Consider the following 25,968-nt stretch of genomic DNA (forward strand, 5'->3'; position numbering starts at 1 on the left):
TTAAGTACCGCTTTGGCCAGCGTTCTCGACATCCATGTTATATTCCCCTCGACGGGCAGCGGCATTACACGTCACACGGTGATATAAGGCCTGCTGCGCTGCTAAAACGTTAGCTTCATACCCTTTCCATATTTCCAGCGCTGGTTGCTGAATGGCACGGGCAAAAGAAAAGGCAATATCCCATGGCATGCCCGATTTGAATCGTACATTCATTGCATTCAGCCTGGCAGTAGCCAGTTCGGCGGGCTGGCCACCTGATAAGAAAGCGATGCCTGGCACCGCTGCCGGCACGTTTCGCAACAGGCATTTTATCGTAGCATCAGCAATTTCATCTATCGATTCCTGTACCTCGCAAGACAATCCCGGCAGTACCATATTGGGTTTCAATATTATTCCCTCCAGCATCACATTCTGCAGGTATAACGCGGCAAAAACTGCTCGTAAACATTCCTCCGTTACATCGAAGCACTGATGGATGCTATGGTCGCCATCCATCAGCACTTCCGGTTCTATAACAGGTACGAGTCCAGCTTCCTGGCATAGGGCGGCATAACGTGCCAGTGCCTGGGCATTTGCCGCTATACAGCCATGGGTTGGCAAAGTATCATCAGTACTGATAACGCCACGCCATTTAGCAAAACAGGCACCCATTAGCGCATACGCTTTTAGCCGGTCACGTAATCCATCCAAACCTTCCGTCACCTTTTCTCCGGGATGCCCTGCCAGTTGTTTTGCGCCTATGTCAACTTTTATTCCCGGTATAATACCTGCATCAAGGATGACTTTTATAAACGTTGTACCATCTTTCTTTTGCTGACGGATGGTTTCATCGTAAAGGATCACCCCGCTGACATACTTGCCCAGATCCGGCGTAGTAATGATCAATTCCCGATAAGCTCTGCGATATTCTACGGTTTGCGGAATCCCGATGGCTTCAAACCTTTTGTTACAGGTGCTATTACTTTCATCCATAGCCAGCAAGCCCTTATAGCCTGCTGTCAGCGCCTTGGCGGTCGTTATGAGTGTCTGTTCATTCATGGTTAATTATGTTCCATTTCCAGTTACGGATCTCCGCCATATCCTGGCCATGTATGTCAATGAAATGCTTGTGCTCGATTAGTTTGTCCTGCATTATTTGTTTCAGGTAAGAACCTTTAGCCCCTAAATTTTCTAAACGGTCAACCACGTCAATGACCAGGTGAAACCTGTCAAGATCGTTCTGTACACGCATATCAAAAGGGGTGGTAATAGTGCCTTCTTCCTTATAACCCCTCACATGAAGATTACGGTTTGTTCTTCGGTAAGTTAAGCGGTGAACCAGCCATGGGTAACCGTGAAAAGCAAAGACAATATGCTTATCTTTTGTGAAGAGTGAATCGTAATCAAGGTCGCTTAACCCATGAGGATGTTCGCTGGCTGACTGTAATTTCATCAGATCAACAACGTTCACTACCCTGACTTTCAACTCAGGCAAATGCTCCCGCAGGATGGAAACAGCAGCCAGTACCTCCAAGGTCGGGGTATCTCCGCAGCAGCCCATCACCACATCGGGTTCTGAGTCCTGGTCATTACTCGCCCATTGCCAAATGCCGATGCCTTCTGTACAATGTATAACAGCTGCATCCATAGTCAGCCATTGCGGTAAGGCGTGCTTGCCAGCCACTACGACGTTGACATAATCCCGGCTTCGTAAGCAATGATCAACAACCGATAACAGGCAGTTGGCGTCGGCTGGTAAATAAACGCGCACAATGTCAGCTTTTTTATTGATCACATGATCCAGGAAACCCGGGTCCTGGTGCGTAAAGCCATTATGGTCCTGCTGCCATACATGAGAGGCCAACAAATAGTTAAGCGACGCGATATTTCTTCGCCATGGCAACTCTTTAGTTACCTTCAGCCATTTGGCATGCTGACTAAACATGGAATCGATGATACGGATAAACGCTTCATAGCTGTTAAATATGCCATGCCTGCCGGTCAGCAGGTAACCTTCCAGCCAGCCTTCGCACTGGTGCTCGCTAAGTTGTGAGTCAAGCACACGGCCTTCGGGTGCCAGAAACTCATCATACTCCGCCTGTCTGGCATCCCATTGACGATTGGTCGTCTCAAAAATAGCTCCGAGCAGATTAGATAGGGTTTCATCAGGGCCAAAAACACGAAAATTATCGGGATTAAGTTTCACGACATCAGCCAGAAATTTTCCGAGTATCGTAGTATCCCCAACACTAACTGAACCGGGTGATGGTACACTTACCGCATGCATGTGAAAATCAGGCATACGCAAATCATGAAGTAGCAAGCCACCATTGGTATGTGGGTTGGAACCCATCCTCCGGTCACCTTTTGGCGCTAAATCCATTAATTTCGGGATCAGGGTGCCGTTCTCATCAAATAATTCCTCGGGTTTATAGCTTTTCATCCAGCTTTCCAATTGCGCTACATGTTCCGGATGATCGGCGTCAATTAAAAGCGGAACCTGGTGCGACCGAAATGTGCCTTCAACGTGAAACCCGTCGACTATTTTAGGCCCCGTCCATCCTTTGGGCGAGCGCAACACGATCATTGGCCAGCGCGGCCTGACTGACTTTTCGTTTGCTATTGCATCATTTTTAATCTGATGGATCTGTGCAATTACTTTTTCCAGGGTAGATGCCATTAACAGGTGCATGGCTTCGGGGTCATCACCCTCTACAAAATAAGGTGTCCAGCCACAGCCCTCCAAGAATTTTTCCAGCTCTTCATGTTCAATCCTGGCCAGCAGCGTTGGGTTACTGATCTTGTAACCATTCAAATGGAGGATAGGAAGTACCGTACCGTCGGTGATTGGGTTTAAAAACTTATTAGAATGCCAGGCTGTAGCCAATGGTCCCGTTTCTGCCTCACCATCGCCAATAACACAGGCTACGATGAGGTCTGGATTATCAAAGGCAGCCCCGAAAGCATGGCTGAGTGAATAACCCAGTTCACCGCCCTCGTGGATCGAGCCTGGAGTTGTGGGTGCGACGTGACTAGAAATCCCGCCGGGAAAGGAAAACTGTGTAAAAAGCTTCTTTAAGCCAGCCTCATCCCTGGTTACATTGGGATAAACATCTGTCCAGGTACCTTCTAGGTAAACCTGGCCTACGATCGCCGGGCCGCCATGACCGGGGCCGGCTACGTAAAACATATTCAGATCGTACTCCTTAATAACACGGTTTAAGTGTACATAAATGAAGTTTTGGCCGGGTGTGGTTCCCCAATGCCCGACCACAAGCGGTTTTACATGGGCTAATTTTAGCGGTTCTTTCAGCAGCGGGTTGTCGTACAGGTAAATTTGCCCGACGGACAGGTAGTTGGCCGCACGCCAGTAAGCATTCATTTTTTGAATTAACTCCGGGGATATCATTTCAACCTCGGGGCTGGTCATTGCTGTTTCCATAGGTGTTTAGTTTTTAATGTTATAGTCCAAAACATCGCAAACCGACTTCGCTATCATTAATTCTTCATTTGTTGGAATGACACGAACTGATATCGTACTGATGTCGGCAGAGATAAACGGTTCGTTATTTGAATTTTTTTCTTTATCCAGCTCTATACCTAAAAATTCAAGACCGTGACAGATCCTTTCACGGACCTCGGGAGAATTTTCACCTATACCACCTGAAAACACCAGCGTATCTAAACCGTGAAGGGCTGCGGCAAATGAGCCAATGGATTTTCGGGCCTGGTAACAAAATAGCTCAACGGCTTCTGCAGCGCGCCTGTCATTTGCCTGGATTTTTAACAGCTCCCTCATATCGGCGCTGGTTTCAGAAATACCCAACAGGCCGGATTCATGATTAACAAGCTGATTAAACTGTTTAGGGCTAAGCGATTGGGCTTTCATTAAATACCAGGCTACCCCAGGGTCAAGATCACCGGACCGTGTACCCATAGGTATACCGCCCGCCGGTGAAAACCCCATACTGGTATCTATGCTTTTACCTTCTTTAACAGCTGCGAGGCTTGCGCCGTTCCCCAAATGCGCTAGTATCACTCTGTGCCTCGACGTTTCACGCCATTCTTCCAGGTCAAGCTGTTCCATTAGATAGGCATAAGAAAGCCCGTGAAAGCCGTACCGTTTAATACCCATAGCCTGAAATCGACGTGGAATGGAGACTAACTTTGCCACAGGCGGCATAGTGGTATGAAAGGAAGTATCAAAACAGGCGACTTGTACCAGGTCCGGGTAGCGCTTCCTGAAAACGGAGATCATTTTAATTTCTTCAGGCAGATGTTCGGGATCGAAGGCGCTGATCTTTTTCAAATCGTTCATTAGATCATCGGTGATCTTTTCCGGTTTATCATGGTCCAGGCCTTGAACCACCCTATGCCCAATCCCCTTGACCAGTTCAAAATCTACCTGTTTTTCCAGCCACCCAATCAGCCAGCTAGCGGTGGATTCATAGTCATTAGTTTTAAGGTCAATTTTATGAGTCGGATGATGCCCGGGATTTTTAAATCGCAGTGCAATGCTTTTTTGGCCGATATTTTCTATTTCGCCTGACAGTATCTCATTTAACCTTATATCGGCTTGATATAAAGCAAACTTGATGCTCGATGAACCACCGTTGATGGTAAGCACTTGGTTTTTACCTGCTTCCATTATAGCTATCATTAATTACGCACAGTCCAAAGGATCCTAATTTTGCTTTGGTTGACTGATAATCTGTATGGTGAATGGTATTGATGCCAAAATTTTCAGCGAGATGGACAAACATGAGTTGATCGTCGATATAGATAATTTGTTTGGCGGGCACCTGCGAAATGTCTAATGCCAGCTTAAACATATCGGTATCGGGTTTACGAAGGCGGACAAAAGAAGAGGAGATAAAACAATCAGCAAGATCAGTCAGACCGAATTTTTTTATTCTATATTCATTCAATTCACGGCTTTCATTACTGACGATCACGATCTTTAAATTGTGCTCCTTTTTAAGTGCAGCAATCAGGGATAGCATTTCGAAATTGCCCGTAGACTGGGCAAATATAAATTCTTTAAAATCCTGTATTTCGAAATTCTGATGATCGACAAAAACAACCCTTCTCAAATATTCCTCAAGTGTTATTTTACCCAATTCAAAGGTCTCCACGGTAATGTGGTGACGGTCTTCCATTACATCATGGTCCAGCTTAAAATATTCAGCAGCCTTTTTGCGTGCAATGCGGTTCCAGCCATCTGTAAGCAAGACACCGCCGATATCCAGGAACAGGCCTGTAATGTTTTGTTTATTCATAACCACTTTTAATAACGGTTTGAATCATTTTAAAACGGCCGTTTGGTTTGATATAGTTGGGGAGGTGTGCAGGTATAATAATACCCATACCTGCTTTAAGATGGTTGGAAACATGATCAATAACAATCTCTGCATTTCCTTCAATGATCTGCGCGAAAGTATCGAAAGGGCTCGTTTTTTCGGTTAATCCTTCCCCGCTGTCAAAAGACATAATGCTGATGTTTCCTGTCGATTTTTTAATAATGGTTTTGATGACGACGGCATTGGGTACATATTCAATAATCTCCACGATAATGTGTGCTTTACCTGTTTCCAGTTCAGTGTTATCTGATGCGTTTTTCTCCATGGTTTTTGATTTAAATATCTTTTTACACTTTTCTTTTTGTGATTTTTTTTAGCTATCAGAAGGTAGATTCTAATTGAGGGTATTTCAGAGCAGTTAAAATCTCTAGCACAAAGATGGCGTGACCGGGAATTCTAATTGTTACACAACTCCTTAGAAATGTTACATATTTCACACATTAAGAATGGCCGATTTGTCATAACGATAAGGGAATAGCAGATTGTAAGTCAGATGATGATATCCGTTGTAGAAAACTAAAATCGAGAATTTAACCTGAGGTTTTTTATTTTTCGATTTGATTAAAACTAATCTTGTTTTTATTCCTTATCGTTATGCATATTGGTATTACATGAACGCATCAAGCAATAAATTCAATGTAATTCAACAATGTGTTCCATCCATCAAATTTACTTCTTATGACGGCTCTGCTGTCGTTATAAGACCGTTCAGCAAATCATTGATTTTACGTTCCTACCCCCTTTAGAATATGAAACTTTATGTTAAAAACATGGTATGTATACGCTGCAAGATGGTGGTCAAACAGCAACTCAAAAAATTATCTCTTCATTACATTATCGTCGAGCTTGGTGAAGTGGAAATTTTGGAAACCATGTCTAATGCTCAATTGCTGGAATTTAAAACTTTACTGTTGAAGCATGGCCTTGAATTACTGGATGATAAAAAGAGTATCCTGATTGAAAAAATAAAAAAAGTCATTATCGAGTTGGTCCATTATTCCGATGAGCCTGCAAAGGTTAATTTCTCTGACTACCTAAGTGAGAAATTAAACCATGATTACACCTACCTGGCTAATTTATTTTCGGAAGTGGTTGGAATCAATATTGAGCATTATGTTATCATGCATAAAATAGAAAGGGTAAAGGAGTTGTTGGTCTATGATGAACTCTCGTTAACGGAAATCTCTTATAAATTACATTACAGTAGCGTAGCTCATCTTTCCAACCAATTCAAGAAAATTACAGGTTTAACGCCGTCCCATTTTAAAAAGTTTAAAGAAAACAGACAATTGGGCATCGTCGATCCCTGAAATAATAAAGCGCATGACGCTTACTTAAAGTTTCTTATTAAAAGATCATAAAAAAATAAAGATGTTAAGAGAATTAGACAACAACCAAATAGAAGCCCTGTTGAAAGACCAGCTGATCGGCCGCCTTGGATGCCATTCAGCAGGCGTTACCTACATTGTGCCAGTTAATTATGTGTATGATGGCACAAACATTTATTGCCATTCTGTTAAAGGGATGAAGATCGATATGATGAGGCAGAACCCGGAAATTTGCTTTGAAGTAGATAAAATAAAAAACGTGACCGACTGGCAAAGCGTGATCGCATGGGGAAAATTTGAAGAGATTACCGGAATGGCCGAACAGCAAAAGGTTTTACAACAATTGACGGATAGAATTACGCCATTTATTATCGATGATTCGGTTACTCGCGAACACGGTTTCGTTGATAACGAAAGTGATATAGGGACAACGGTTGAACTCATCATGTACAAAATCGTCGTAGATAAAAAAACCGGGAGGTTTGAAGCCAGGTAAACTTATTTCACTTTATACTCAAAAAAATGAATCCATAGATTTCCTGGCTACCAGCACATCGGCTTGCTGGCCGAAATTTACCAGCTTTGTGTCCAGAATAAAAACCGTGAGCCTGAAAAGGCAGAAGTAGCCGACCTAATCAACGGCACAGATAAGGTCCTGAAGACCGAATTTTAAAAACAAGCAACTTAAATGAACTAACGCGCCAAACCTAGTTCCCGGCATAAAAGCAATCCCTTCAACAGCTGATTGACAGGGTTACAGTTTCAAACTGCGTTTCCTTCCACTTGACATTAATCCAAACGCGCTCCTCCAATAAAATAAAATTATTGCATCACTTGTCGATTTCTATAGTAATCGTTTACCTATGCTGAGAATTGGGCTGAATTAAAGAAATAATAGGGGCTTAACGTTTAAAAGATTGATTTCTTTAAGTATCATGAAGATCATGTTTTAACCGGCTGGTTCTTCACGTTAACTTTAATGGACTTAAAGGCAAATTAAAACAAAAAGTGCTGCCTTTTCCAGGTTCACTTTTGATGTAAAAAGTCCCTTTATGTTTTTTTATAATCTCCGAAGCGATATACAAACCGAGTCCGACACCCTGATATTGTAAGGCTGTTTTACTGACCCGATAAAAGCGCTGGAATAAATGCACCATATCTTTCTTGTCGATTCCTATTCCAAAGTCCTCTACGCATACCGATATCTGGCCATTATCCATCGATGCATGAACTATTACCTGGTGAGCATCCGGTGAGTATTTAATGGCATTAGTCAGTAGGTTGATCAATACCTGTTCGATCCGGTATTGGTCTCCGCCGTAAAAAAGATCAACGGAGTTTTGAAGAATTATCTCATGCTGAATAGAAGCCAATTCAACATTAGCAATACTATTGGTTAAAGCATCTGCAAAATAGAATGCGGCAATATTCAGATCAATTTGTCCAGAATTGATCTTGGTGACATCCAACAGGTCCGCGATCAGTTTTTCAAGTCGTTTGATGCTGTTGCTCGCATTGGAAAGAAAAGGATAAATCTTATCCGTTTTGTCTGTTTTTTTCTCCAGTAACTGATGAATGGCTTTAATATTCGTCAATGGGGTTTTAAATTCATGACTTACCATGTTGAAAAATTCGTCTTTCTTAGCTTCGGCGACCGCTCTCCTGTCTTTTTCGAGTTTTTGAACCAGCAGTTCCCGGTTGGCGATAATAAGTTCAGCAGCACGTTTGCTTTTTTCTTCATCCTGATAGCCCAATTCTTTTAGCGCGATCAAGAGTTCAGCTGCGCGTTTTTCCTTTTCCTCGTCCTGGAAATCAAGTTCGATATTTGCAATGATGAGTTCCGCTGCACGTTTACCCTTTTCCTGATTTTGGAAAACCAATTCCTTATTGGCTATAATTAACTCATTCGCCCGCTTTTCTTTTTCTTCATTTTGAAAAAGTAATTCTTTGTTGGCTATAATTAGTTCTGCAGCGCGTTTTTCCTTTTCAATATTCTGAAAGATCAGTTCCTTATTGGCAAGTATAAGTTCCGCAGCACGTTTTTCCTTTTCCTGATTTTGAAAAATCAATTCAGTATTAGCCAGGATTAGCTCGGCAGCGCGTTTTTCACGCTCCCGGTTTTGAAAATCCAATTGGCTATAGGCGATAACCAACTCGGCAGCACGTTTTTCCTTTTCTCCATTTTGAAAAATGAGTTCGATATTGGCCAGAATGAGCTCAGCAGCGCGCTTTTCACGCTCCCGGTTCTGTACATCCAGTTGGCTGTAGGCGATAACCAGCTCGGCTGCACGTTTTTCCTTTTCTGCGTTTTGGAAATGGAGCTCCTTATTAGCAAGAATTAGTTCGGAAGCACGATCCGCTTTTTCTCTGATCTGAAAATCCAGTTCTTTATTGGCAATAGTCAGTTCTGCCGAGCGCTTCTGTTTTTCCTCATTCTGAAAATCCAGCTCTATATTCGCAAGGATCAGTTCTGCTTCAAATCTGGCCTTATCCTGGTTGGCAATGATTAATTGCTCCGCAATGTTGTTTGTATCCATAATGGCCGCCGACGCAGCTAACGATTATTAACGGTAAATAAAAATGCGGATTGTTAATTTACATTTACGTCAATAATCGCTCCATAGAATTTTGCGATCGGTATTTTCCGGGTTTTAATTGGCAATTTCCGGTCATGCGTGAAAATTCGAGTTGGTTATACGGCTGTCTTATAGATAAATGACTGGCCAGCGGTCAGTAACTTCTTTTTTTGTCTAAGGAGTAAGGATGCCGGAAATTTCACTCGGTTTTTCTAAGAGGGAGTACCCGTGTACTTTAAAAAGACCGTTAAAATTTTAGGTATAATTTTTGAAATGTTTATCCGATAATTACTAAGTGCGAAAAATGGTTTCTATTTTTCAGGGATATAATGGAATGCACTGTTGTGTTATATTGTTTTTCTAAAATAGAGTTATGTTATCAGGGATATCAAGTCTTGCCACCCCAATACAATTATCCGCCATGCCATAGTAGATATCAAACCTGTTTGGCGTTCCCAAATCGTCCCGCCTGTCAATTCCCGTTGGAAAAACGACGCTTTGGACAATCCCAACGCGCTCTTCCAATAACTCAGGCTTCAATACGGGGCTTGTTGAACGGTAGCGGATTTTGTCAGGGTGATCTTTATCTAAAATCATCAGCCCGGCTGAGTAAACCAGGTGATGAGGTTCATTGTTAACAGGCAAGGTTTGATGGACACCATGATAAACCATCAGCCAGCCGTGCTGGCTCATCACCGGCGGTGTTCCCGCACCGATCTTGATCTTTTCCCAGGCCGCTTCCGGCAGTGCCAGCGGACTATTCGATTCAAACTCCTGTAAGTGTTCAGCCTTAGTGCCATTTAACATCAGATCACTATAGGATATCCAGATACATTCGTGGTGGTCTCTGATCCTGCGATCTTGGGGGTCACACATGATATCTTCAGGGGTAGTGCCGGGAAATAACGGGCGATGCAGCATTACCATGGAAGTATCGCCATGCGGACTCGTCATCGACCTGGGAAAAATACAGGCATCTTTATTATATACGTCATTAAAGGTGATCAGCTTATAATCCGCAAAATCCGCGAGCCCTAAACGTTCCCAGTGAAGTAGATCTTTTGAAATAGCTAAAGCAACACGCGGCCCCTTTGACGAGAAGGCAGTGTACGTCATGATGTACTGCTGTATCGGCTCAAAATAGGTAATCCGCGGGTCTTCACACCCGCCACCTTCCGGCCTTTTTTCATATTCGGCCTCGGGTTCCAATACGATTCCAAGACGCTTTATACCAACCGGTTCGCCTTTTTCATCGAATATTACTTTTGCTATGCCAATACGCGAATAATTACCTTTCGCCACCAGCCGTGGGAATAAATAGAGGTCTCCGTCAGGTCCGCGAATTGCAGCAGGATTCAATACACCTTCGACCTCCATCTCATTGCCTGGTTCAGGCCTCATGATTATCCCGATACGATGCATTTGAAGTTCATCCATGTGGTAATAGTTAGCTAATAAATCTTTTTGTGGGCTTTGATTTCAAACTCCTTTTTATGCATAAAGAATTCATTTTCATATTCCCAGTCTAATTCAATTTTCCATTTTCCATCCTCACAATGGTCAATCGGCACTTCGATCAGATTTGTTTCTTGGCTGTCAAATACCGAATGCTGGCTTTTAGGGGTATCTTTAGATAATAACGTTAGATGAACATTCCCTTTAACAGGGTGACAAAAATTAAATCGCAGGAATTTCATAAGATGGGTATCGGCGAAGAATAAAGTTCACTTCTATACTTTAAAAGTCCGGCTGCAACATTTAAAATGCAGCCGGGCAAATATATTGATAAGGAAAACTTATTCCGTTGTTTTACCATCAAATTTAGCTTCATGCTGTTCCGCATCTTTTTTTGTGGCACGTATGATGCCGTCCTTGTGCTGCGGTATGGCATAAATTGTATATAGTTTCAGGTCCTTGTACGCATCGGTATTAATAACATTGTGTTTAGATCCGGCAGGTACTATAATAACGTCGCCATCCTTTACGATATAGGTGGTTGAATTAATGATGCATTTCCCACTGCCTCCTTCAAACCGAAAGAACTGATCGCTTTTGGCGTGTGTTTCCGAGCCGATTTCCTCGCCAGGCTTCAGGCTCATCAGCACTAGCTGAAGGTGTTTGGCGGTATAAAGTACCTTTCTGAAGTTCTTGTTTTCGGTAGCATCCTTTTGGATGTCTGTTTTAAATCCTTTCATCTGCGTTTTTTGGGTTTGTTTAGCCTTCAGGATAGTGTCTGTAACCAGCATTGACCCTGACGGTCGGCCGGCGGCTCTTAAACCATTGGCAAATACTAATGTTGCTGTTAAGAGCGCAATTGGAAACAATAATTTTTTCATGGTAAATCTTTTTTATAAAAGTGACCTTAATAAAGGGTTAAAGAAGTGACAGCCATCATCATAAACAATGATGCTGCAGCGTCAATCAAATTGAATGAGAGACAGTTAAGATTTTAGAGGGAAATAGATGAGGCAAGCAACCGTTTGTCTTCTGGCCGCTGAAGGATTTACCCTTTCAAATTAAAGAAACTTTCTCTTGTGCCCTGTTTATTTTTTTTAGTACCGGATAGATGATGAACCCATGACGGATGCCGATTTCAATATCAAAACAAACAGTTATACTATCCAAAATGTCCCTTCACATAATTCTTTGTCAGTTCATTAGCGGGTTTATCAAAGATCTGTTTCGTATCGCCCGCCTCAATTATCTCGCCCAGGTACATAAAAACAGTTTGATCAGCTATCCGCTGTGCCTGCTGCATATTGTGCGTCACAATTACGATGGTATAATCTTTTTTCAGCTTCAGTATAAGCTCTTCTATCTTGGCGGTGCTTATCGGGTCTAATGCCGAGCAGGGCTCATCCATCAAGATCACCTCAGGGCGCAGGGCAACGGCCCGGGCTATACACAAGCGCTGCTGCTGACCGCCCGAGAGCCGGGTAGCTGGTTTCTGCAGGTCATCTTTCACCTCGTCCCATATGTAGCTTTCTTTCAATGCATTTTCAATAATACCGAGTCGCTGGTCTTTAGGGATATTATTGATCTTTAAACCGTAGTTGATGTTTTCATAAATACTTTTTGGGAAGGGATTGGCCTGCTGAAAAACCATCCCGATACGCCGCCTGACTTCGGTGGCCGAAAGTTTCCCTTTGTACAGGTTCTGGTCTTCCAGTAAAAAATCCCCTTCAATCCTCACATCGGCCGAAAGATCATGCATCCTGTTAAAGCATCTAAGCAGGGTACTTTTACCGCAACCAGACGGGCCGATTAGTGCCGTGATCTTATTTTGAGGAAAAGCTACAGTTACGTTTTTTAATACCTGCTTGTTGCCAAACCATAATTTAGCTGCTGTTGCTGATAGTTTGATATGCTCTTTACTCATGTTTACTGTGCTGATAACGTATATAAAAAGCTGAAAGGTTCAGAAAAAACACCACAATGATTAATACCAATGCCGTACCGTAAGCTAAAGGCCTTACTTGTTCAATAGCCTGGTGTTGGGTAGATAACATATACAAATGGTAAGGCAGCGCCATAAATTCCTGGTTTAAATAGCCTGCCGGTTTATTGATGTAAAAAGCTACACCGGTAAATAAAATTGGCGCTGTTTCCCCGGCTGCACGGGATAGCGTGAGTACCAGGCCGGTTAACATGCCTGGTACTGCAGACGGCAATACCACATCGCGGATAGATTCAAATTGGGTGGCTCCAACTGCTAAAGCAGCCTCGCGCATACTGTTGGGAACGCGCCTAAGCGCTTCTTCGGTGGTAATGATAATATAGGGCAGCGATAAAAGGCCCAGCGTTAATCCCGCAGCTAAAAGCGAAGTTCCCATTTGCAGGCCTTGTACAAACAACGCCAGCCCGAACAAGCCATAAATAATAGACGGTACACCCGCTAAATTACGTATCGAGGCCCTGATGATCCTGGTAAGCCAACTATCCGTAGCGTATTCATTCAGGTAGATTGCGCAGCAAATACCAAAGGGTGCCGCTATTAAGGCTGTGATCAATGTGAGTAATACCGTGCCGATAATGGCAGGTAAAATACCACCTTTGGTCATCCCATCAGTTGGTGAAGTGCTGATAAATGCCCAGGATAAGGACGAAGACCCTTTACTGATCAGATCCCACAAAATGGCTAACAGGAAAAAACAAACCAAACCTGTGGTTAAAAGCAAAGTTCCCCATTCAATAATTGGTGTGAGCTTTTTCATCATGCTGCCTGGTATTTTCGGTATTTGTTTACAAAGTACTCACCAACAATATTCACCAATAACGTCATTAAAAACAGCACTGCCGCAATGGCGAACAACGCGTAATAATGCGTAGTTTGATAAGGCACCTCCCCCATCTCAATAGCGATGGTAGCCGTCATGGTTCGTACCGAATGAAAAAATCCTTTTGGAAAAGCGGATGCGTTGCCGGTGGCCATTAATACCGTCATCGTTTCGCCAATGGCACGGCCAACACCCAGCATAACAGCTGCCAAAATACCCGGTGCCGCGGCTGGTATGGTTACTTGTATCAGGGTTTGCCACCGGTTGGCGCCAACGCTGTAACTTGCTTCTTTATAGGCGTTCGGCACACCCTCCAGCGCGTCCTGGGTTACGGTGATAATGGTAGGTAATGACATGATAGCTAATAATACAGCACCATTAAGCGCATTCAATCCATTTGATTGACCTGTGATACTGGCAATGCCTGGGCCCAATACGACGATACCTAAAAATCCGATAGCTACTGATGGGACGGAAGCCAACATCTCTATGGCTGGTTTCAATACGCTTTTTAGCTTTCTGCCCGCGTAGTCCGACAGGAAGGAGGCGGTTCCTATACCTAAAGGAATCGCGATACACATGGCTCCCAGCGTAACCAGGCTGGTGCTCACTAACAAGGGCAGCATACCATAATTAGCAGGGGTTCCTGATGGACTCCATTGTGTGCCGGTAATAAAATCCCAGGGCTTTACTTTCAAAAAAAAGGCAATTGTATTCCACAGCAGCATAAAGAATATACCCGCCAGTATCGCGATCACCATCAGGCCGGTCATCCGGAACAATAATTTGGCAGCTTGATCTGTTTTTTCTCTGATCGCTAATTTCATATCTTATTTTGGGATAATGTAGTAACCGGATGTAGTGATGATCTTTTGTCCTGCCGCGCTTTTTTCAAAATCAATAAATGCAGACACTTTATTCCAGGATGTAAGGGGTATAAACTGATATAACGGTCGCTGAAAATAATACTGGTGCGCGGCAATTGCTTTGATATCTAAGGGCGAAATCGCAATGCTTCCAGGTTTAGCAATTATCTTTAATACTTTTATGGGTTGTTCGGTTCCGTTATTGAGTATATAACCGGCACCAACATAACCAATTCCGGATCTGTCGTGCTTAATGCCCTCCACAATCTGGGCATTGCCATTCATTTCCTTGGCATCCCGGCTAAATTCAATCTTTAATTTGCTCCTGATAAAGGAATGTGTTCCCGAATTACTTTGCCTTCCATAAATATTAATCTGTATATCCTTGCCTGTAAGCGGTTTCCAGGTTTTATATTGCCCGTTTAATACCTTAGCTAACGACATCACATCAATAGAATCCAGGGGAAAATCTTTGTGAACTATAAAAGCTGTGGCGTCCTCTGCAAAAATCACTGTCCGTATAGGAATGCCTTTTGCCTTCAGCAGCACAATTTCTTCTGCGTTCAGTGGCCTGGATGAATTGGCTATATCAGTTTGCCCGTTAAGCAATGAAGCAATACCAAGACCCGATCCGCCGCCCGAGATTGCCACACTGAAATCGGCGTGTACCTTATAAAAGTTTTCTGCCAGGCTAACCGCCAATTTAACCTCCGTATCAGAGCCCTTTACTTTGATAAATTTGCCTGCGTCGCTACACGAAACCAACAGGATGATTAATAAGCACAGTAAGTATCTCATCATGAACTTATTAATTTTGTAATATAGGGTTCGAATATGATATTGATGTTAAATACCTATCACCAATTAAAACATTCGGGGCTGGTCGTAAACTATTTTGGTTACCCTAAATTTAGCATAACAGAAGTCGCCTTTTTCTAACCTCCATATGGCTTCTATGTTTGTTGGTACGAATACGCCGTTGATCTGCTTATAACCGGCCATTTTACCTATCCAGGTTTCCAGCCGGCCTTTTTCCATATAGCGTTTGGTTTCCATTTGGGTAATCAACCCTTCGCCGTCAAATGTTACAATGTAGTATAGCGACATTCCGTTATAGCTAAAGGTAAGTTTTGCTGTATTTTCATCAATGGCTATCCATTTCAGTCGATCCCCTGGCAGCAGGTTGGTGGGAAACCAAACCCCTTCAGCCAGCCATCGCAACAATTCGCCCTGGTTAAAGCTCTCTCCCTGTGCATCTACCACATTGTAAAGGGACAAAACGGAAACGATAAGCCTGCCCTTATCAGCAATATACATATCACGGGCAGTGAAGAGGGAGGTTGTACCTTTCCAGATGAAGCCTGGCTTTTCGACGGTGAAATATTGCTCGCCTTTAATAGCCGTCCAGTCCTTATCCAGGCCCGTTTTAAATTGCCCGTCGTGTAAAAGACTGACGTAACTGATGTAAGGTTGCCCGTTTCTTAAAACATGTTTAAAATACCGCTGCACAGGCTTTGGTAAACCTGTTAGTTGGTCGTAATTAAAGGTTTTATCTGAAACTGGTTTTGCTGAAGCAAAAAGCCGGTTCACGGTTTTACCGAACCGGACAGCAAGGTTAACCCTACCAATGATAAATGCTGCTAAAAGCGCTGTAATGACTATTACTGTAATGAGCATAATCTTCCTATTTTAATTAAGATGATTTTTGATATAAACTCCTGACTGCCGGCAATAAGGCGACAAATAATATAGCAATGGCAAGAGACATATAGAAAGTATGCAGCCAGCTTACCGCCTGTAAAAACATCATTTCCAACTGTATCCATGCGATCAGTATAAATGCCGTATAAATACTAAAGGTCCAGGCCCAGTGCATATCATCATAGCAGTTAAGTTTTTCGACAAATTCAGATGCCGGTTTTCTGATCAGTGCAAAAACTAACACGAATGGAGCTACGCCAAGCAATAGAAATAAAACGATCCCTGGTATTAAAAAATCATGAAAAGGAGACTTCTTCAGCAGGAACAATGGCATACCTATCAAGCTGCCATTTGGCGAAATGATTAGTGATGCACCTCCACCTATAGCCCCTAAACTCAGAAAACCCAATAATAAGATCAGGCAGTTTCGCCCTATTGTTGATTTCATTTTATTGCAAGGTGTGTGTTGGTCAGAATTTAGAATATCTTATTTGTTATTGAATGGATTGTTTCTTCGTCAGGAGCGTATGAGCCAGTCTACCGGCCGTCTTAACGAAACCGGTTCGGGATAATCTTTTATATAACCTGTCCTTAAAATGAACTGCACCCGGTCAGTGATCCCGACAGAGGCATTAAGGCCTTGATGTATGGACGGCTCCTCCAGTATTTGGGTCATGGGGTGTATAGCGATATTTTGATCTCTTACTTTCAGGAACAGCCGCTGCATCCGCCGCCCTGTTTCGATGAGGCTCGGCACAGAAGCATCCTTACTTGTGATTAAAAACCAGCCGGCCGAAGATGCTACCTGCTGTTCTGCCTGTTTGATATTCTGATCTCTGAAGCTGTTACCCATCACGTTCGGTTTCCCATAAAAGTTTCGCACCACCCAGCCGGAAATACCCTCGATTTCCATACTTCCCGGAGTTAAACCGTCACGGTATTGCTCTGCATCCTTATTTGAAAACCTGATCCAGTCAGCAAGTTCTTTTTGCGCTGCGTTACGGTAAGACTGGATCTTATTGGCTTCGATGGTTTGTTCGTTCAGATATTGATAAGCTTTAGTTGTACGGGGTACAAAGCGAATAAAATCAGTTTCATTGGCCATTAGCAGCCTGACATCTTCAGTTTTCAATGCTTCGGTCAGCATGTTTGATCTTACGGTCCTGCGTTGTATGATAGTTTTGGTATCATACCTGAAGAGGTTTCCCGACTTGATCAGTTTTACTTCCATTACCTTTTCGTCCTGGTTAGTATTAGCCATTAGACTGAATTGGCAGCGGTAGCCGAGGTGACTGGCGGCGTATTCTATATTCTGAATAAATGCGCCAATGGATAGCATGGTCTCCCTTTGAGTCGGATCGACAGCCGGTAACCATTTTGTTTTATCGTTACAGATTATCCAGTGCATAGGTTCAATGTATTTAATCAGCCAGGGTTGCGTATTATGCCCGCTGGGGGCCAGCGATGCAAGGAATAATATTTGCCGTTCATCATCGGTCAATTGAGTTTTAACTGCGGTATCAGGCTTCAAATCAGCTCTCTCAAAATTGCTTTTATCGCTCAAGGCGTAATAGGTTATCCCAGCTGTAACAATCGATCCCCCTGTTATACCTAAAAATTTCCTTCTGTTCATGATGGGGTATTATTTGCAGGAATCTTTTTGGCTGTCATTCGTTTTCGCCATTTAAAAAGTTCAAACCATATTACCGACAAAAAGCCGATACCCGCACTGATTAAAAGCTGTTCAAATTTTAATGGCTCGAAACTGAAGAAAATTGCTAACGGTCTTACATAAATTAAAGTAGCTGAAATAAGCAAGGTGATACTGATGATTAGCAAAACGAGGTTATTTTTATATCTGATGGTCGTGAGCACTGAATAAAAGAAGGAACGGTTCACCAGTGTCAATAATATATTGGCGGCGATCAGGCAGGTAAATACCATGGTACGGGTTAGCTGTTCATCTGCCCCTTTACTTACGGCATACTGGTAGGTTGCCAGCGTGCCAATTGTGACCACCAAACCTTGTATAATACTGGTGGTTAATTCTTTCCAGTTAAAAAAAGTGGTACTGAACGGTCGTGGTTTTTGCAGCATGGTATTCTTTTCCATCGGCTCATTCTCATAAATAATGGAACAGGTTGGCCCCATGATCAATTCCAGGAAAATGATATGTACCGGCGAAAATATATTGGGGTAGATCCAGCCCAGGGCCAAAGGAATAAATACAGTTAATACGATAGGGATATGGATGGAGATAATATACTGGATCGCCTTTTTTAAGTTAGTATAAATGCGCCTGCCCATCGCTATGGCATCAACCATTTTGGAGAGATCATCTTCCAGCAGGATCAGCGACGCTGCCTGTTTGGCAATTTCTGTCCCCTTTTTGCCCATAGCTATGCCAATGTTTGCAGCCTTTAGTGCGGGGCCATCGTTCACACCGTCGCCGGTCATGGCTACGATCTCGTTTTTAGCTTTTAAGGCATTGATGATCCTGAGTTTGGCATCCGGGAACATGCGGGTGAAAATATTAACGGTTTCTACCTTATCCCCGAGCTCTTTGTCAGACAATTGCATCAGCGCATCGCCGCTGATACATTGATGAAAACCGTGGAAATCAATTTGACGGGCGATAGCTCCGGTAGTCTCCGCGTTATCGCCCGTAATGATCTTTACTGCGATACCGGCTTTGTAAAAATCCTGCATTACTGCACTGATATTTTTCTTTGGCGGATCGTAAAACGCAACCAGCCCTTTAAATGCAAATTTGAATTCCTGCTGGGTAGCTGGGAATTCATTACCGTTAAAAATGGCCTGCCCGACAGCCAATACACGGTATCCCTCCGCTGCGAGTTGCTTAATTGCAGAAGTTATACGGTCTTTCTCGATATCGTACAGATCACTGACTTTAATCAGCGCTTCGGGTGCACCTTTTGCTGCGATAATGCGCTCCCCCTCTGCATTCTCGAACAGGTGGGTCATCATGGGCGGTTTGCCGCCCAGCGGATATTCATGGATCATTTTATAAGTAAGCCGTTCATCCATTTTGGAGCTTTTTGAATAGGCCTCGTGCAGGGCAATTTCCATCGGATCAAAAGGTATGGGTTCACTGGCCCACATCGCAATCCTGATCAATTCCTTTTCAGGTTCGCCAGTGATGCTTTCTGCTTTTAAAATCTGATTCTGTTTCAGCAGATAAACCCTCGCCAGGCTCATCTTATTCTCCGTTATCGTCCCGGTTTTATCGGTACATATTACAGATGCACTGCCCAGCGTTTCAACAGTTTTCATCTGTTTTACTACAATGCCCATCTTCATCAGTCGCCACGCACCCAAAGCCATGAAAGTAGTAAAGGCTACCGGGATCTCTTCCGGCAGAATACTCATCGCAAGGGTAAGTGCTTTGATCAAACTATCTAAAATATTAGCGGAATGAAAATAGTTGATGCCCCACACAATCAGGAATACGATAACACCGGCAATCACCATTTTTTTTACAAAATTGTTGATCTGTAATTCCAGTGGTGTCTTTTCCTCAACAATAGCTTCCAGGCTTTTGCCGATTTTTCCAAGCCGGGTTTGGTTACCAATGGCGGTTATCGTTGCTATGGCCAGGCCGCTTGCTACCGTGGTTCCATGAAAAATTAAATTGTCAATGACAGTTTTATCTTTGTAAACAGCTAAAGATTCACCCGTCAGAATACTTTCGTTAACAGAAAAGTCGTTGGATTGAACGATAACACCATCAGCGGTAATAGAGGTGCCTTCTTCTATCCTTAAGCTATCACCAATTACGAGGTCTTCACTTTTTATTTCTTCCACTTTTCCATTCCTGATTACCTTGCAGGACGGCTGGGAAAATTCCTTTAATTTTTCGAGTGCGTTCCTGCTGCGAGAATCCTGGTATAAGGAAATACCAGCCACCAGCACAATTGCCGAAGCCAGAAAAATACCGTCGCCGGTTTTTCCACTGATGAAGTAAATACACGAGGTAACCAGCAATAAAATTACCATCGGCTCTTTTGCTAGGCTTTTTACCGCATCAATAAACCCGTTTTCCTTTCTATAATCTAAAACGTTTCGCCCGTATTTGGCCCTGGCTTCAGTTACCTGTGCTGCGGTTAGTCCCTGTATAGTTAATTTTTCTAAAGGCATCTGGGTAATTGTTTAACAGGAGGACTATATGATAGTCACCTTATGGGTTAATTATAGCGACGGAATGACCATTATCGGCAAATGATTTCCGGATAGTGCCTGTTCCGTGTTACTCGTCCTGAAGATATCGGCAAAAAAACCGTGCTGATAGTGTACCAGGGCCAGGATATCTGAGCCGTTGTCTTTACACATTCTTTTTAACCGTTTGATCACATCTTTTCCCCTGATCTGCTGATAGGTGACATTGGCTTGTTTTAAAGCGCGGACGTGATTATGGATCCGTTCCTTAACGGGTTCCTCGTCCTTTTCCGATAATGATATGTGAACGATTTCCAGTTCAAAACCGATGTGCTCAGACAGATCCACCAGGTACGTGATGGCATTAATATCGGCCAGTTCAAATGCGGTAGCTAACGTAACCTTATTTAATTTTTTTAATGAAGCTTTTGGAGGTATAACCAGGACAGGGCAGTTGGCATGATCGATAACATCCATCGTGTCGCTGCCAAAAAATAAGTGTTCAAGGCCGCTGTTTGTACTTCCTCCCATCACGATCATATCAATCTCTTTTCCTTTAGAATAATCTCAACATTCCCGCCGAGCGACCCTTCACCACTCTGGTAATCCGTTTTGGGCCTGAAGCCATTTTTTGTTGGATCCGCAATGACGTGCCTAAGCTTAATGGCTAAATGCGAAAGTTGTGCTGTACTATCCTCTTTGCGGAACACAAACTCTTCTACCACCCATGGCCCGCCGCCATAAGCTGGCAATATGGGATGATCGTAATAGGTATTGAAAAGCAGGATATCGGTGTGTAATTTCTCAACGATACTGGCCGCAGCACAGGCTGCGTGCGTAGCGTTTTCGGAGAAATCAGTCAGCATCAGGATAGTTTTCATAACAGCTTTTATAGACTGCAAATCTGGCATTTAAATCACTGATAATAATGATCTTAATCATTTTAATGGCTGATAGCCGTCATTAAAAGCAAGCCCATTATTTGACATCTTTGATAAAAAAGATCATGAGTCAAACACACATCCATTTACTGATCACCCACCTGCCGATATTCGGTTCTATATTAGGTGCGTTTGTGTTGATCCATGGAATATGGAGAAAAAGCAATACGACATTGATCGCCGCTTATCATGTTCTGATCATTTCGGCTATAGGTGCCGGTATAGCTTATGCAACCGGTGAAGGTGCAGAAGAAACTGTCGAGCATATACAAGGAATCTCTAAAAATATGATTGAAGAACATGCTGAATCTGCGCTGACATCCTTGATCGGTTTGATCGTCGTCGGTGTAATTTCGATGGCCGGGCTTTTTGTAACCTGGAAAAGCCAGTCCTTGATCCGGCCGATTGCCTTGATCGCATTATTTGCTACCCTAATCGGATTTGGCCTCGTTGCCAGAACAGGTTACCTCGGTGGACAGATCAGGCATACCGAGATCGGAACCAACGCGATATCGCCTGCGAAAGAAGGAAGCGGGAAAGACAATGATTAAATTAATCTCTAATAAAAGTAATGTTTATCATGGGCACCACTATTAAAGATTTGCCCTTAACAGTAAAACGGTCAGTTGAGTTGCTGGGACTCTTTTTGTTAGGGGCATTGATTGTTTTAGGGAATACAGTAATTATGCCGTTGCTAATGGCCTTTTTCTTCTCACTCATGCTGATGCCCATCTTTCGCTTGTTTCGAAAGCTGAAAATTCCGGAGAGTATCGCTATTTTTTTACCCATACTTTTATTAATTATTAGCTTGGCCCTTGTTATTTGGTTGTTTACCAGCCAGGTATCGGCTTTGCTGGATGATTTCCCCCAGATACAGCGAACAGTTACCAGGCATTTGGATAGTCTCAGCATCTGGATCAGTAATTCTTTTGGCTATTCTCCGGCAGAACAACTGAAATTCATTAATGAACAGAGCAAAAAGCTGTTCAGTTCGTTAGGCGGAATGCTGAGCGGCGCAGCAGGTTCCTTATCCGGCGTCATTATATTCATCGGGCTTCTACCTATTTATATTTACCTGATCATATTATACAGGAATTTATTTTTGAAATTTATTTTAATGTGGTTTAACGCTAATGAACACCTTAACGTTGAAGAAGGAATCAGGCAAACAGAAAAGATGGTAAAAAGCTACCTTATCGGGTTATTGATACAGATCACTTATATCATCATACTGCTCGGCGGAGCATTGTGGATATTAGGCATTCAGAATGCCTTGTTGATCGGTATTATATTCGCTTTTTTAAACCTGATCCCTTACCTGGGGGCATTAATCGGAAATATCTTAGGGGTATTATTAACGCTTGCGTCATCGGATAAGATCAGCGATGTACTTATCGTTTTAGGCGCTATTACATTCGTTCAGTTTTTGGACAACAATATTCTGATGCCGCGTATAGTAGGTTCACAAGTAAAAATTAATGCGCTGGTTTCCATAGTTGGGATCATCATTGGTGGGGTTATGGCTGGCTTATCGGGCATGTTTCTGGCGATGCCGATAATTTCCATTTTAAAAATAGTTTTTGACCGGTCCGGAAATTACAAACAATGGGGCGTGCTACTGGGAGATGAAAGGCCTGCCAAAAGCCCAATGAAGGTTTGATGTAAGGAATTATCAATAGCCCCGATAATTTATAAGGCGAACAAGTATTAATTCCTGCGCCGTTTATCCTCATGACGTTGATTTTAACGGTTGTCATCTTACTGCTTAAAATCTTCACATCGTATCGCACCTGTTCTGAAATTTCGGGATTAATGCCTATCAGGCTATTAACTTATTTACTAATTTTATTTATCGTACAACAATTCTGGGCTACCTTTTCAAAAGCAACCACTATCCCTTAATTAGTATTTGGTTTTTCTTTTTTACGACTTAGGAAACTTTTAAAATTTGGTTAGGTGCTTTCTTGGCTTAACCTATCCTTACCGGCATGGTCAAACCAGGAATCCATCGGCAGTTAAAGAAAAGTCAACGGTTATTTAAGCCTTCGCTTGTTGCTTTCCAGAAAAGGCTTTATATATCTGGATAGTAATCAACGGTAACAGGCTAACAATGATCGTAACTATCCATATTTTTAATGAAAGTACGGATAAGCCTAAAACCAAACGCATACCAGGAACAGCGAAGACCATAAAAGTAAGGCTGCTGCAAATAATGAGCGCGATCCACACAAATTTGTTCCTTGTAATCTCGTTATTCAGCAATTGGTCACCAGCCGATGACATATTGAACACATGAAATAACTGGGTAAAAGTAAGCGTAATAAAAGCTACGTTATTGCAGGTACGGTCATCGCTATGCAGCACTTCTTTACAATACACTACAGCAATGATCACTGCGGCGGTGATACTGGCAGAGTATAGAGCTATCGTCAGCCATTTTTTGTTGGTGATGATATTCATTTTAGGATCCCGGGGAGGCCGCTGCATCACAGTTTGATCGCCAGACCCCAAGCCCAGTGCCAGTGCGGGAAAGATATCGGTAACCATATTAAGAAATAGGATCTGTAGAGGTAATAACGTAGCTCCGGGCATAACAATCCCTAAAATAGTTACAATAAATATCTCGCTCAGGTTGCAGGAAACGAGGTATACCACAAATTTTTGAATGTTTTGAAAAATCTCGCGCCCGTGCGCTACTGCTTCGGCAATAGAAGTAAACGAATCGTCTTTTAAGATAATACTGGCCGTCTCTTTAGCTACCTGGGTGCCTCTGATGCCCATCGCTATCCCTACATCAGCTTTTTTCAATGCTGGTGCGTCATTAACCCCGTCGCCCGTCATGGCAACAATGAAACCATCCTGTTGAAAAACATCTGCGATCTCCAGTTTTTGTTTGGGCGAGGCCCGTGCAAAAACAGCGGTATCGAGTATGCGTTGCCGCCACTCTTTGGTTAATGAATCACTTTTTGGCAATTCCTTACCGGTAATCACCTTTTGGTTATCTTGTTCAATCAAACCCACTTTCCGGGCGATATTCAGCGCTGTTTGGGGATGGTCGCCGGTGATCATCACAACTTTAATTCCGGCATTCCGGCAGTTTAAAATGGCACCTTTAATATCTGTCCTGGGCGGATCAAGGAAACCGGCCATACCTATATAGGTTAAATTATTCATAAAGTCTTTTGCATCCAGACTTTTAGCTGACCGGTAAGCAAAAGCCAGTACCCGCAGCCCCGAAGTTGCCATTTGCTCTGACTTTGAAAGAATTTCCTTTTTCTCCTTGCTATCCAGCACTTTGATATGCGCACCCGATTGTACATTACTGCATTTTTCCAATAACTGCTCAACCGAACCTTTGGCTGCCGCAAAATCCCCTGCGGGTGTTCGGTGCAAAGTACCCATCATCATGATCTCCGAACTGAATGGCACTTCGCCGATACGAACATATTGTTTTAGAAGCACGGCGGTATCCAAGCCTGCGGCTATGGCTATTTGAAACAGCGCCACTTCAACGGGGTCACCTGAATATTTGGTATTATCTTTATTTTTTGCATTCGGACTCAAAACCGCGTCGTTACACAAAATGCCTGTCAATAACAGTTTGTTAAAATTTTCGACGCTTGATTTGATTACCCCTTCCGGGAATTTTAATACATGATCTTCAATATGAACTTTTACGTTTTCATCCGGAAAGGCGAAAGTATCGGCATGGATCTTATTTTCTGTTAACGTGCCCGTTTTGTCCGTCAGGATCACCCCGGTGCTGCCCAGCGTTTCTACGGAAGATAATTTTTTCACGATCGCGTTTCGTTTAGCCATGAGCAACATACCGTATGATAAAGCTACGGTTGCCACGATAGGTAAACCCTCGGGTATGGCAGCCACGGCCAGCGCTATGGAGGTTTCGATAATCGTCAACAGCGCCTTACCCTGTATAAAACCGGTTACCGCAAAGATTGCCGTCATACCTAATGTTATCCAGATCAGTTTACGGCTCAACTTATTTAATTTCTTGTCAAGCGGAGTAATGGTATCAGCGGCGCTTGCCACCAGGGAAGATATAGTCCCCAATTGGGTTTGGGCGGCTATACCGGTGATCACCATTTTTCCATTGCCGTTAATGACTGAGGTGCCCTTGAAAACCATGTTATGCTGGTCGCCAATAACTGTACCTTCTTTTAACGCATCAATAGCTTTATCAGATGGGAGTGACTCCCCGGTCAATGAAGATTCATCGCATTGCAAACGGTTTACAACTACTAAACGGCCATCAGCAGGGATGATATCCCCAGCCTCCAGCGGTACGAGGTCGCCGGGTACCAACTGTTCGGACGGGATAGCCCTGGTTTTTCCCTCACGGATCACCCTGGCCAGTATAATATCCATTTTTTTGAGCGCGTTCATCGAGCTACGGGCCTGCATTTCCATAAAAAAACCGATCAGGGCGTTGATCACAATAACAACCAGGATAGCAATGGTTTCCAATACATCCTTAAAATAAAGGGACACGACCGCGCCAAAAAACAGCAGATAAACTATGGGGCTTTTAAATTGCACCAGCATGATCCACCAAAGGCTTTTTTGCTTTTGCCTCTTAAAGATATTCGGCCCATACATCTCCGATCGCTTAACCGCTTCGTTCTGGCTAATCCCTTTGTGAATGTCGGTTTGTATTTGTTTTACAACATCTTCGGCAGCTAACGAAAACGGATGATCTAAAGGGTATTTCATTAGCATAGAAAAGGGTTAATATATATTTAAGAC

24 protein-coding genes are annotated in these 25,968 nt (G+C 43.1%); 4 read left to right on the plus strand and 20 right to left on the minus strand.

Features of this window, described 5'->3' with window-relative positions; genetic code table 11:
- The 5 genes from MUCPA_RS34605 to MUCPA_RS34625 are packed head-to-tail and all read right to left on the minus strand — an operon-like array spanning position 1 to position 5,604.
- Positions 1-1,038 carry a class I fructose-bisphosphate aldolase gene (locus tag MUCPA_RS34605; protein WP_008513192.1) on the minus strand — a complete coding sequence of 346 codons (1,038 nt, stop codon included), beginning with the start codon at positions 1,036-1,038 and terminating at the stop codon, positions 1-3.
- Positions 1,031-3,421, minus strand: a complete 2,391-nt coding sequence (locus tag MUCPA_RS34610) for a phosphoketolase family protein (RefSeq protein WP_008513194.1) — start codon at positions 3,419-3,421, stop codon at positions 1,031-1,033. Before MUCPA_RS34610 ends, MUCPA_RS34605 begins: the two co-directional genes overlap by 8 nt.
- 6 nt (positions 3,422-3,427) lie before the next feature.
- Positions 3,428-4,627, minus strand: a complete 1,200-nt coding sequence (locus tag MUCPA_RS34615) for an acetate/propionate family kinase (protein ID WP_008513196.1) — start codon at positions 4,625-4,627, stop codon at positions 3,428-3,430.
- The gene (locus MUCPA_RS34620; RefSeq protein ID WP_008513198.1) at positions 4,614-5,258 is read right to left on the minus strand and encodes an HAD family hydrolase; all 645 of its coding nucleotides are present in this window, start codon (positions 5,256-5,258) and stop codon (positions 4,614-4,616) included. The genes MUCPA_RS34615 and MUCPA_RS34620 overlap by 14 nt, the downstream gene beginning before the upstream one ends.
- Positions 5,251-5,604 (minus strand): cupin domain-containing protein, encoded by a 354-nt coding sequence (locus MUCPA_RS34625; protein WP_008513200.1) that lies wholly within the window; start codon positions 5,602-5,604, stop codon positions 5,251-5,253. Before MUCPA_RS34625 ends, MUCPA_RS34620 begins: the two co-directional genes overlap by 8 nt.
- A 484-nt stretch (positions 5,605-6,088) precedes the next feature.
- Here MUCPA_RS34625 and MUCPA_RS34630 point away from each other — a divergent pair, with 484 nt between their 5' ends.
- Together MUCPA_RS34630 and MUCPA_RS34635 are read left to right on the plus strand one after the other, a co-directional pair.
- The gene (locus tag MUCPA_RS34630) at positions 6,089-6,649 is read left to right on the plus strand and encodes a helix-turn-helix domain-containing protein (protein ID WP_008513201.1); all 561 of its coding nucleotides are present in this window, start codon (positions 6,089-6,091) and stop codon (positions 6,647-6,649) included.
- A gap of 61 nt (positions 6,650-6,710) precedes the next feature.
- Complete coding sequence (locus MUCPA_RS34635; RefSeq protein WP_008513203.1) at positions 6,711-7,163, plus strand: pyridoxamine 5'-phosphate oxidase family protein; 453 nt, start codon at positions 6,711-6,713, stop codon at positions 7,161-7,163.
- A gap of 469 nt (positions 7,164-7,632) precedes the next feature.
- On the opposite strand, the gene MUCPA_RS34640 is transcribed toward MUCPA_RS34635, so the two are convergent.
- The 14 genes from MUCPA_RS34640 to MUCPA_RS34705 form a co-directional block, all read right to left on the minus strand.
- On the minus strand, positions 7,633-9,204 hold the full coding sequence (locus MUCPA_RS34640; protein ID WP_008513205.1) for a sensor histidine kinase: 1,572 nt from the start codon (positions 9,202-9,204) through the stop codon (positions 7,633-7,635).
- A 399-nt stretch (positions 9,205-9,603) separates the two neighbouring features.
- Complete coding sequence (locus MUCPA_RS34645) at positions 9,604-10,680, minus strand: glycoside hydrolase family 130 protein (protein ID WP_008513207.1); 1,077 nt, start codon at positions 10,678-10,680, stop codon at positions 9,604-9,606.
- 14 nt (positions 10,681-10,694) lie between these two features.
- Positions 10,695-10,940 (minus strand): hypothetical protein, encoded by a 246-nt coding sequence (locus MUCPA_RS34650; RefSeq protein WP_008513208.1) that lies wholly within the window; start codon positions 10,938-10,940, stop codon positions 10,695-10,697.
- A gap of 99 nt (positions 10,941-11,039) precedes the next feature.
- A complete protein-coding gene (locus MUCPA_RS34655; RefSeq protein ID WP_008513210.1) occupies positions 11,040-11,579 on the minus strand; it encodes a cupin domain-containing protein in 540 nt (179 codons plus the stop codon).
- Positions 11,580-11,860: 281 nt separating this feature from the next.
- A complete protein-coding gene (gene pstB, locus MUCPA_RS34660; RefSeq protein ID WP_008513211.1) occupies positions 11,861-12,622 on the minus strand; it encodes a phosphate ABC transporter ATP-binding protein PstB in 762 nt (253 codons plus the stop codon).
- Complete coding sequence (gene pstA, locus MUCPA_RS34665) at positions 12,615-13,460, minus strand: phosphate ABC transporter permease PstA (RefSeq protein WP_008513213.1); 846 nt, start codon at positions 13,458-13,460, stop codon at positions 12,615-12,617. Before pstA ends, pstB begins: the two co-directional genes overlap by 8 nt.
- Complete coding sequence (gene pstC, locus MUCPA_RS34670) at positions 13,457-14,347, minus strand: phosphate ABC transporter permease subunit PstC (RefSeq protein WP_008513215.1); 891 nt, start codon at positions 14,345-14,347, stop codon at positions 13,457-13,459. The genes pstA and pstC overlap by 4 nt, the downstream gene beginning before the upstream one ends.
- 3 nt (positions 14,348-14,350) lie before the next feature.
- The gene (locus tag MUCPA_RS34675; protein ID WP_040626837.1) at positions 14,351-15,187 is read right to left on the minus strand and encodes a PstS family phosphate ABC transporter substrate-binding protein; all 837 of its coding nucleotides are present in this window, start codon (positions 15,185-15,187) and stop codon (positions 14,351-14,353) included.
- A 63-nt stretch (positions 15,188-15,250) separates the two neighbouring features.
- Positions 15,251-16,063 carry a DUF6544 family protein gene (locus MUCPA_RS34680; protein ID WP_008513220.1) on the minus strand — a complete coding sequence of 271 codons (813 nt, stop codon included), beginning with the start codon at positions 16,061-16,063 and terminating at the stop codon, positions 15,251-15,253.
- A 16-nt stretch (positions 16,064-16,079) separates the two neighbouring features.
- Positions 16,080-16,535, minus strand: a complete 456-nt coding sequence (locus MUCPA_RS34685) for a hypothetical protein (protein WP_008513222.1) — start codon at positions 16,533-16,535, stop codon at positions 16,080-16,082.
- A 69-nt stretch (positions 16,536-16,604) separates the two neighbouring features.
- Positions 16,605-17,720, minus strand: coding sequence for an Acg family FMN-binding oxidoreductase (locus MUCPA_RS34690; protein WP_008513223.1), 1,116 nt, complete (start codon positions 17,718-17,720; stop codon positions 16,605-16,607).
- Positions 17,717-20,245, minus strand: coding sequence for a cation-translocating P-type ATPase (locus tag MUCPA_RS34695; RefSeq protein ID WP_008513224.1), 2,529 nt, complete (start codon positions 20,243-20,245; stop codon positions 17,717-17,719). Before MUCPA_RS34695 ends, MUCPA_RS34690 begins: the two co-directional genes overlap by 4 nt.
- A 51-nt stretch (positions 20,246-20,296) precedes the next feature.
- Positions 20,297-20,803, minus strand: a complete 507-nt coding sequence (locus MUCPA_RS34700) for a universal stress protein (protein WP_040626839.1) — start codon at positions 20,801-20,803, stop codon at positions 20,297-20,299.
- Positions 20,800-21,144 (minus strand): hypothetical protein, encoded by a 345-nt coding sequence (locus tag MUCPA_RS34705; protein WP_040626841.1) that lies wholly within the window; start codon positions 21,142-21,144, stop codon positions 20,800-20,802. The genes MUCPA_RS34700 and MUCPA_RS34705 overlap by 4 nt, the downstream gene beginning before the upstream one ends.
- A 125-nt stretch (positions 21,145-21,269) precedes the next feature.
- Between MUCPA_RS34705 and MUCPA_RS34710 the strand changes: the two genes are divergently transcribed.
- Together MUCPA_RS34710 and MUCPA_RS34715 are read left to right on the plus strand one after the other, a co-directional pair.
- Positions 21,270-21,755, plus strand: coding sequence for a hypothetical protein (locus MUCPA_RS34710; RefSeq protein WP_008513228.1), 486 nt, complete (start codon positions 21,270-21,272; stop codon positions 21,753-21,755).
- Positions 21,756-21,784: 29 nt separating this feature from the next.
- Positions 21,785-22,864, plus strand: a complete 1,080-nt coding sequence (locus MUCPA_RS34715; protein WP_233276822.1) for an AI-2E family transporter — start codon at positions 21,785-21,787, stop codon at positions 22,862-22,864.
- 377 nt (positions 22,865-23,241) lie between these two features.
- On the opposite strand, the gene MUCPA_RS34720 is transcribed toward MUCPA_RS34715, so the two are convergent.
- A complete protein-coding gene (locus tag MUCPA_RS34720) occupies positions 23,242-25,935 on the minus strand; it encodes a cation-translocating P-type ATPase (RefSeq protein ID WP_233276823.1) in 2,694 nt (897 codons plus the stop codon).
- Positions 25,936-25,968 lie beyond the last annotated feature (33 nt).

Origin of the sequence: Mucilaginibacter paludis DSM 18603 (genome assembly GCF_000166195.2) — a bacterium.
Lineage (GTDB): Bacteria > Bacteroidota > Bacteroidia > Sphingobacteriales > Sphingobacteriaceae > Mucilaginibacter > Mucilaginibacter paludis.

Coding starts and splice junctions, on each gene's coding strand:
- MUCPA_RS34605 (WP_008513192.1), bottom strand. CDS start 1,038: ATGAATGAACAGACACTCATAACGACCGCCAAGGCGCTGACAGCAGGC.
- MUCPA_RS34610 (WP_008513194.1), bottom strand. CDS start 3,421: ATGGAAACAGCAATGACCAGCCCCGAGGTTGAAATGATATCCCCGGAG.
- MUCPA_RS34615 (WP_008513196.1), bottom strand. CDS start 4,627: ATGGAAGCAGGTAAAAACCAAGTGCTTACCATCAACGGTGGTTCATCG.
- MUCPA_RS34620 (WP_008513198.1), bottom strand. CDS start 5,258: ATGAATAAACAAAACATTACAGGCCTGTTCCTGGATATCGGCGGTGTC.
- MUCPA_RS34625 (WP_008513200.1), bottom strand. CDS start 5,604: ATGGAGAAAAACGCATCAGATAACACTGAACTGGAAACAGGTAAAGCA.
- MUCPA_RS34630 (WP_008513201.1), top strand. CDS start 6,089: ATGAAACTTTATGTTAAAAACATGGTATGTATACGCTGCAAGATGGTG.
- MUCPA_RS34635 (WP_008513203.1), top strand. CDS start 6,711: ATGTTAAGAGAATTAGACAACAACCAAATAGAAGCCCTGTTGAAAGAC.
- MUCPA_RS34640 (WP_008513205.1), bottom strand. CDS start 9,204: ATGGATACAAACAACATTGCGGAGCAATTAATCATTGCCAACCAGGAT.
- MUCPA_RS34645 (WP_008513207.1), bottom strand. CDS start 10,680: ATGGATGAACTTCAAATGCATCGTATCGGGATAATCATGAGGCCTGAA.
- MUCPA_RS34650 (WP_008513208.1), bottom strand. CDS start 10,940: ATGAAATTCCTGCGATTTAATTTTTGTCACCCTGTTAAAGGGAATGTT.
- MUCPA_RS34655 (WP_008513210.1), bottom strand. CDS start 11,579: ATGAAAAAATTATTGTTTCCAATTGCGCTCTTAACAGCAACATTAGTA.
- pstB (WP_008513211.1), bottom strand. CDS start 12,622: ATGAGTAAAGAGCATATCAAACTATCAGCAACAGCAGCTAAATTATGG.
- pstA (WP_008513213.1), bottom strand. CDS start 13,460: ATGATGAAAAAGCTCACACCAATTATTGAATGGGGAACTTTGCTTTTA.
- pstC (WP_008513215.1), bottom strand. CDS start 14,347: ATGAAATTAGCGATCAGAGAAAAAACAGATCAAGCTGCCAAATTATTG.
- MUCPA_RS34675 (WP_040626837.1), bottom strand. CDS start 15,187: ATGATGAGATACTTACTGTGCTTATTAATCATCCTGTTGGTTTCGTGT.
- MUCPA_RS34680 (WP_008513220.1), bottom strand. CDS start 16,063: ATGCTCATTACAGTAATAGTCATTACAGCGCTTTTAGCAGCATTTATC.
- MUCPA_RS34685 (WP_008513222.1), bottom strand. CDS start 16,535: ATGAAATCAACAATAGGGCGAAACTGCCTGATCTTATTATTGGGTTTT.
- MUCPA_RS34690 (WP_008513223.1), bottom strand. CDS start 17,720: ATGAACAGAAGGAAATTTTTAGGTATAACAGGGGGATCGATTGTTACA.
- MUCPA_RS34695 (WP_008513224.1), bottom strand. CDS start 20,245: ATGCCTTTAGAAAAATTAACTATACAGGGACTAACCGCAGCACAGGTA.
- MUCPA_RS34700 (WP_040626839.1), bottom strand. CDS start 20,803: ATGATCGTGATGGGAGGAAGTACAAACAGCGGCCTTGAACACTTATTT.
- MUCPA_RS34705 (WP_040626841.1), bottom strand. CDS start 21,144: ATGAAAACTATCCTGATGCTGACTGATTTCTCCGAAAACGCTACGCAC.
- MUCPA_RS34710 (WP_008513228.1), top strand. CDS start 21,270: ATGAGTCAAACACACATCCATTTACTGATCACCCACCTGCCGATATTC.
- MUCPA_RS34715 (WP_233276822.1), top strand. CDS start 21,785: ATGGGCACCACTATTAAAGATTTGCCCTTAACAGTAAAACGGTCAGTT.
- MUCPA_RS34720 (WP_233276823.1), bottom strand. CDS start 25,935: ATGAAATACCCTTTAGATCATCCGTTTTCGTTAGCTGCCGAAGATGTT.